Genomic DNA, 6,221 nt, shown 5'->3' with positions numbered 1-6,221 from the left:
ACGCCTGACTGGCCGGCCTCGTAGCCCCAGAGACCGGGCACGATGCCTCCGTCCACGGCCCCGCACATGCCCGGCACCTCACGCAGTTCCGCGCCATTCATCACGTGGCAGGTGGACGTGCCCATGATGGCCACCAGCTGGCCGGAGTCCACTGCCTTGGCAGCCGGGGCCGTGACGTGCGCGTCAACGTTTCCCACGGCCACGGCGATCCCCTCCGGCAGGCCGGTCCATGCAGCAGCCTCCGCCGTCAGGGTGCCAGCGGCGTCGCCCAGCCTCCCGATGGTGTGCTCCAGCTTGGAGCTGACAAAGTCCTTGAAATCCGGATTCAGGGCAGCGAGGAAATCCTCCGACGGGTAGCGCCCGTCCTGGTAAATGCCTTTGTAGCCTGCCGTACACGCGTTCCGAACGTATCGGCCGCAGAGCTGCCAGACAATCCAGTCGGCCGCCTCCACCCAGTGGTCCATCTCGGCGTAGGCCTCCGGATCCTCTTCCAGCAGCTGCAGCCCCTTGGCGAACTCCCATTCCGAGGAGATCAGGCCACCGTAGCGCGGGAGCCAGTCCTCGCCGCGTTCGGCGGCAAGCTTGTTGATCCGGTCAGCCTGCCCCTGCGCTGCGTGGTGGCGCCATAGCTTCACGTAGGCATGCGGACGGTTGGCGTAGCCCGGCAGTTCATTGAGCGGTGTTCCGTCCGCCTTGACGGGCACCATGGTGCAGGCGGTGAAGTCGGTGGCAATTCCGACGACGGCAGCCGGGTCGATCCCTGCGCCAGCCACCGCCCCGGGAACAGCCTTGCGCAGGACTTCCCGGTAGTCGTTGGGCACCTGAAGTGCCCATTCCCCCGGAAGACGCGCCCCGTCGTCGCCCGCTGTGTCTTTGGGCAGCGCACCGGTAACGACCGCGTGCGGGTACTCGTGAACGGCGCTGCCCAATTCCATTCCGTCCCGGACCCGCACCACCACGGCACGGCCCGAAAGGGTTCCGTAATCCACTCCGATGACGAAATTCTCGCTGGCGTCTCCGGTGACGTCCATAAATCCTCCAGTAGTTCACGCGACCCAGTCGCAGTCAGAAATCTTTGTTAGCGCTCACGCACATGCGCGTGGCTCCATAGTGAAAAACTAAAACGTCACCAAGCAGGTCTTTATCTGCCTGCCTCAGCAAAGCCACAGCAGGGCGGGGAATAGACAGCAATGACTTCGGACCGGACCTGGAGCGGCTTTCCGAAGGGGATCGTGTCTTCGCGATTCCTCCCTTTTGGCCCGAAAGACACCACTTGGGCAATGGGGGCGCCGACGCCTGCCAAGGCAGACTTCGACGGCCCCGCACCACATCCACGAAGAGGAGGTGGCCGGGTGCGCGTTGCGCGCACCCGGCCAGTCTGCCCGCCTAGGCCTTGTAGCCGGACGGCGGGGTGAGGACTCCGCGCTCGATGAGTTTCTCGATATTCGCGGCTCGGGTTGAGTCTTCCCGGGCCAGCCAGCCCTCGCTCGGGGGCGCGTCGAGGTACTGGTTCTTCGGATAGATCGGGGTGTCGTAAATAACGCGGTACTGCTCGGTGCGCAGGTCCTTGAACTGGTTGTACAGGCCGTTCGCCATTCGCGCCCGGCGGAGCGCTTCGATGTCGATTGTGGTGCAGACGAACGAGTCACCCGACGTCCAGCCCTGCTGCTTGGTCAAGATCTGGCCGCGTGGACCGACGATCATGGACTGACCGCCAAACAGGTCCTGCATGCTCCCGTCATCACGGACTTCGGGCCCCAGGTTCGGGGCGACGACATAGGCCGAGTTGAACATGGCGTGCGCCCGGTTCTGCAATTCCCACATGCCGTTCTGCACGGCCGGCTCGATCAGGGTGCCCCGGATAATGATCTCGGCGCCGTTCATCGCGAGCCCACGCGGCACCTCCGGGTAGACGCCCTCGTGGCAAATGGCGTACCCGATGTTGCCGATCTCGGTTTTTGCCACAGGGAAAATGGCATCCATTGCATTGCCATTGCCCTTCTTTTCAATCCACTCGTCCCACACGTCGTGCGGGTTCATATTGCCGAGCATCCCGCCCTCGTAGGCATCACTGGTCGCTTTGTAGCGCTTGTAGATAATTTCGCCCTGCGGATCGATGATGAACGCGACGTTGAAGTGACGGTCCGGGAAGTCCTCGTCCTTCACCATGTACAGCTCAGCAGCGATGTAGGTGTTGTGCTCAACGGCCTTCTTTGCCAGCTCGTCCGTCTCCGGCCCAGGGATCGTCACGGCAAAGTGGCGCTCCCGTTCGCGGTTACCCGGGGTGTTGGCCATCATGCCCTGGATAGCCATCTCGGGCAGGACAACCAACTTGACCGGAGAGCCCTCCCAGGCCCCGACCATGACTGCCGTGTCGATGAATTCATTGATGCGCTTGACGTTTGCAACGCCGTCACCGGGATTCTTCACATTGATTGTCCGCGGCGAAACCGCAACGACTACATATGGATCAACCATCGTTTTCTCTCTCTTTTCTCTTCTTTGAGTACCTGAGTTAGCGCTAACTCAAGATAATCGGGTTAGTTACAGAATTGCAAGACCTTTCGGTCAGGGATTTTAGAAGGCGGTTCAGAGCACTTTAGGTCGCGGCTTTATGGCTAAGCCCGCGTACGGGCCCAGGCAATCCCCGGTCAGCGCTTGCTTCGCGGTGCTGCTGTGGTGTCGCGGAGTATGAGGTGCGGTTCCAGCAGCGGGATGTCTCCCTCCGCCTCCTCCTTGATCATGGCGAGGATACGGCTTACAGCGATGTGGCCGATAGCTTCGAAATCAAGCCTGACGGTCGTTAATGCCGGCCGGAAAAAGGGTGCTTCCTTGACGTCGTCGAATCCCACCACGCTGACATCGCCCGGCACGTTCCGTCCTGCCTCGTCCATAGCTTTGATCACTCCCAGCGCGAAGGGGTCGTTGGCGGCAAAGACCGCCGTGACGTCCTCCTTTGTGGCGAGCTCACGTCCGACACGGTATCCCTCGGCAGCTGACCAATCGGCCGTTGCGAGCGGCGTCGGAACGAAGCGTCCAGACGCCCCCAGTTCGGCTGCCCATCCCTGGACACGGGAAGAGGTAGCCATCCATCCCGCCGGACCTTGGACATGCCACACTGTTTCGTGACCGAGGTCCAGTAAGTGGCGCACCACCATCCGGGCGCCGCGCACTTCGTCAACGGAAACGCTTGTCGGACTGGGGTGCGATCCTTGCTGGAACGTCACTACGGGGACACCGATGTCGAGGTCCTCGAGCACCGTTATCGCATCCAACAGGGGCGCGAGCACTATTACGCCGTCAACCGTGTCCGAGTTGATGGATTCGAAGGCAGCCCGGATATCGTGCCGTTCCAGGCTGGCCAGAGTGACCAGCCGCGTCGCGTAGCCATGTTTCCGGGCTTCCTCCGAGATACCGTACAGGGCCACCGTTGGTCCCAGGACCGACAGTTCGAAGCTGACAACCCCGATCGTCATGGTCCGGTTGCTGGCGAGCGCTGCGGCTGCGGGATTTCTGCGGTAGCGCAGTTGTGCGATTGCGTGCTCGACGCGTTCACGGATATCCGGATCGACATTGGTCGCTCCCCGTACCACCCGTGACACCGTCTGCTGGGACACTCCGGCGAGGCGGGCAACATCGGACATGCGGGGAGCCTTTGACCTGGAGGCAAGCCGCTCCCCGCGTCCATTGGCGTTTCGGCCGTTTGAGGGCGCAGGGGTCGTAGACACCCCTTCATTATCCCCGGTCGCCCGAGGGGAGCCACGGAATGCGGCTCCCCTCGGCGCGCCTGCTGTCACGGGCGGCGGTACCGGAGGACTTCGGGATGTTGATCGTAGGGCCACTCCGCCCCTTCCACCATGTACTTACGGGTCGTGTAGCTGCCGTCCATGGTCGATGCCAGTGACGGAGGCCCGTCAAAGCCGATGACACCCCAGCCAACGCGGTTCTCATTGCCCCCATATACCGGGTCCCCGTAAAACCCTTGGCGGGTATTGAGTACCAGAAGGGGGAAGAATTCCAGAAAATCTTCGTTGACGGGTTGGTTGCCTGCCGGCGCGCCCCCAAGACCGGCCTCGGAGTACGCCAGGGAGAAAGCGTTTGGCTTGGCCGCGCCGGAGAGCGTCTCGAGCACTGCATCCTGGTCCTCTTCCGCAAGGTCGAGGAACTGGACGTCGGCACGTTCTTTAGCCAGCCTGTCCAGTTCCAGGACGCCCTCGCGGTAAAACTCCCGGCGCTGTTTGATGCGCTCCTGCCATGCGGCCTCGTCGCGGCCTTCCATCCGGAGGAACCCGTTGCCGTCCGCTGCCGGGAAGATGAACTGCGTTCCTGCGAGCATCCGGTCAATGAAGCGCACGACCTTTGCCTCACGTGCACCGGGGTGATGGTCTGTGGGAATGATGCGGGCCGAGGCCGCTTCAATCGTGTTCCATTCGTGCTCGCTGAAGAAGATCGGCCCGTCGACGTCCCGCGCTGAGATGGGTACCGTAGCCCATTCCGCCTGTCCCATGTGAATTCCGTCCTTTCGTGTCCTGTGTGAAGTGCGAATCAGTTTTCGGACCAGCCATGGCGGTCGACCTGGAGGATGCGGTCAGAGCACCGCCAGGCGTTCGCCATGATCGTCAGGGCCGGGTTGATGCCGGTCGCGGTCGGGAAGAAGCTTGCGTCGAAAACATAGAGGTTTGGTACCTCGTGGGAGCGGCACCAGCGGTCGACGACGGACTTTGCCGGGTCGTTACCCATGCGGGCGGTGCCCAGCTCGTGCGAGGTGTTTCCCGTGATCCGCTCCATGTTGACCGGAATGACCTTTTGGGCCCCTGCGGCCTCAAGAATTTCACCGTTTTTGGCCACCTGCCAGCGTTCCTGGGCAAAGTCGTTGGAGTGGGGCGTATGGGTAATCCGGGCGACCGGCAGACCCCAGGCGTCCTTGACGTTCGGGTCAAGGTCGACGCGGTTGTCCTCAACGGGCAAATCATGCAGGAGGACACCGATTTTCATGCTGTGGTTGAAAAACTCGCGGTCGGCGTCCTTTGCCGCTTGGCCCCAAGTGGGCCTGCCGGGGAAGCTCCAGTTGACTGGGTGGCCGATCATGGACGGGAAGATCAGCGATCCCAGGATGTGCCCTCGACTCTCGTCTGTCTCGTAGAAGTCGAACGAGCACAGGCTCATGTAGTGACCCGCCCACCCGTAGAGCGGGTCGCTGACCTCGCGGTCGAACAGGCCGACCGAGAATGAGTACTGGTGGAAGGTGGCGTTCTTACCGACCATACCGCTGCCGTTGCCGAGGCCGTCCGGGAAGAGCCCTGACTTCGACATGAGCAGCAGGCGGGGGGTTTCGATTCCACCGCCACAGACGATCACGGCTTTCGCGTGCTGGACGAATTCGTCGCCGTCCTCATCCTGGTAGCGGACACCGGTGGCGCGGCCGTCCTTGCCGACGAGTATCTCGCTGACGTAGCAATCGGAGCGGAGGTCATAGCGCCCGGTTGCAATCGCGTCAGGAATGAAGCTGATCAGCGTGGATGACTTGCCGTTTCCCGGGTCAGGGTACTGCTGCCAGAAGCCGTTCTCACTGAATGGCTGCCGTCCCCGGTAGGGTTCGGTCACCATGCCCTGCGGCATGGGGAACGTGCTGTGCCCGAGCTTTGACATCGCAGTGGAGAAGGTCCGGCCGATCTGGCTCAGCGGTGATGGCTTGGTGGGGTAGCCGCGGCTCCGCCACGCTTCCCACTTATTCGCCCCGGCAAGACCCGACGTGCCGAACTCCCACTCGACGCGTGTGTAGTAAGGCTCCAGTTCGTCATAGGAGATGGGCCAGTCGACCAGGCTGGCGCCCGGAACATCGCCGTGCAGGCTGCGCAGCTTGAAATCGCTCTCCGCCATGCGCGGAACCATGCCACCCCAGTGGGTGGTGCCGCCGCCGACGACCTGCGGTGTGGCGGAGAAGTTGGTGATTTCCGCCTCTACCTTGTCGTTCGGGCGGTAGGTCCGCGGTTTGATCTTCGGATCCTGCCAGATGAAATTCCGGTTGAGGAACTTCAGCTCGTCTCCCGAGGCGTGCTCGGGCTTCAGCCATGGCCCACGTTCGAGGCCTACCACCTTCAGGCCGGCCTCCGACAGCACCTTTGCCGCGGTTGCCCCGCCGGCGCCTGCACCGACGATGACGACGTCCACCGGCTCAGGCTGCTTCTTCCTGGTCATTGCTTCGTTTCCTTTCGTAAATG

Annotated in this window: 5 protein-coding genes; all 5 read right to left on the bottom strand. The window is 62.5% G+C overall.

What is annotated here, in order from left to right; translation table 11 throughout:
* A partial coding sequence (locus J2X98_RS20070) for a ribulokinase (protein WP_307311778.1) occupies nucleotides 1-1,031 on the bottom strand: 1,031 nt, incomplete at its 3' end.
* Nucleotides 1,032-1,386: 355 nt separating this feature from the next.
* Nucleotides 1,387-2,478, bottom strand: coding sequence for a nitrilase-related carbon-nitrogen hydrolase (locus J2X98_RS20065; RefSeq protein WP_307311776.1), 1,092 nt, complete (start codon nucleotides 2,476-2,478; stop codon nucleotides 1,387-1,389).
* 173 nt (nucleotides 2,479-2,651) lie between these two features.
* Nucleotides 2,652-3,644 carry a LacI family DNA-binding transcriptional regulator gene (locus J2X98_RS20060; protein ID WP_307311774.1) on the bottom strand — a complete coding sequence of 331 codons (993 nt, stop codon included), beginning with the start codon at nucleotides 3,642-3,644 and terminating at the stop codon, nucleotides 2,652-2,654.
* A 149-nt stretch (nucleotides 3,645-3,793) separates the two neighbouring features.
* Nucleotides 3,794-4,507 (bottom strand): gluconate 2-dehydrogenase subunit 3 family protein, encoded by a 714-nt coding sequence (locus J2X98_RS20055; RefSeq protein WP_307311771.1) that lies wholly within the window; start codon nucleotides 4,505-4,507, stop codon nucleotides 3,794-3,796.
* Between the two features lie 38 nt (nucleotides 4,508-4,545).
* A complete protein-coding gene (locus J2X98_RS20050; protein ID WP_307311769.1) occupies nucleotides 4,546-6,198 on the bottom strand; it encodes a GMC family oxidoreductase in 1,653 nt (550 codons plus the stop codon).
* Nucleotides 6,199-6,221: the final 23 nt, after the last annotated feature.

Source organism: Pseudarthrobacter enclensis (assembly GCF_030811655.1).
GTDB classification, from domain to species: domain Bacteria; phylum Actinomycetota; class Actinomycetes; order Actinomycetales; family Micrococcaceae; genus Arthrobacter; species Arthrobacter enclensis_A.
The sequence above is the reverse complement of the archived record's forward strand: the minus strand, read 5'-3'. Positions and strand labels throughout refer to the sequence as shown.